The organism is Marivita cryptomonadis (assembly GCF_002115725.1).
Taxonomy (GTDB): domain Bacteria; phylum Pseudomonadota; class Alphaproteobacteria; order Rhodobacterales; family Rhodobacteraceae; genus Marivita; species Marivita cryptomonadis.
The window spans coordinates 1-1187 of record NZ_JFKD01000078.1 but is presented as its reverse complement, the minus strand read 5'-3'; the positions used below and the strand labels follow the sequence as shown (position 1 = coordinate 1187).

The window sequence follows — 1187 nt, the reverse complement described above, 5'->3', positions numbered from 1 at the left end:
CAGCGCCCTTGCTGCAGGCCAGCACGCTGATCGCGGACGATGAGAGACCTGAGGAACGACCGGTTGGCTTCTTGCGGCGCGGCTCGAAATGGCATCGCCATCTGAATGCGCAGAAGGAAGACGGTCACCGGCTTTGGGAAGTGGCGGTGTTGTTCCATCTGCGGGATGCGTTCCGCTCAGGCGATATCTGGGTGCCTTATTCCCGGCGCTACAGCGATCTGAAGCAGGCCTGGTTCCCGCTGAGGCGGTGAAGGACATGCCAAGATTGGCCGTGCCGCTTGATCCGGAAGCCTGGCTTGCCGATCGCAAGGCACGCATGACCGAAGGCCTGAAACGGCTGGCAAAGGCAGCGCGTGACGGGGCCATCCCCGGCGGCTCGATCGAGAACGGCATCCTGAAAGTCGACCGCCTGAGTGCGGCGGTGCCGCAAGAGGCGGACGAGCTCGTGCTCGATCTCTACGACCGGCTGCCCGCCGTACGGATCACCGAGCTGATGCAGGAGGTCGATGCGGATATAGGCTTCACGGAAATCTTCATCAAACTGCGCAAACTGGGGCGCCCTGCAAAGACCAGATTGGAATGCTGACGGTGCTGCTGGCCGAAGGCCTGAACCTCGGGCTCAGCAAGATGGCCGAAGCGACCAACACCCATGATTACTTCCAGCTTTCCCGCCTGTCGCGGTGGCATGTGGAGAGCGACGCCATCAACCAGGCCCTCGCCATGGTGATCGAGGCGCAATCCCGGCTGCCCATGGCCAGGTTTTGGGGTGGTGGCGTAACCGCGTCCAGCGACGGGCAATTCTTCCCCGCCGCCCGGCAAGGCGAAGCCATGAACCTCATCAACGCGAAATACGGCTCCGAGCCGGGCCTCAAAGCGTATACCCATGTCTCCGACCAGTTCGGCCCATTCGCGACCCAGAACATTCCGGCCACCGTGAGTGAGGCGCCCTACATCCTCGACGGGCTGCTGATGAACGAGGCCGGGCGGAAGATCACAGAGCAGTATGCTGACACCGGCGGGTTCACCGATCACGTCTTTGCCGTAACCTCGCTGCTTGGGTTCCGATTCATCCCGCGGATCCGTGACCTGCCATCCAGACGGATCTACCTCTTCGACCCGGCGTCAGCGCCAAACGAATTGCACAGTCTGATCGGGGGCAAGATCCGCGAGGGCCTTATCGTCCAGAA

General features: G+C 62.3%; 1 pseudogene. It reads left to right on the top strand.

Annotation, left to right across the window (positions count from 1 at the left end):
- Window positions 1-1187 (top strand): annotated as a pseudogene (locus MCRY_RS22335) (Tn3 family transposase); the annotation flags it as partial.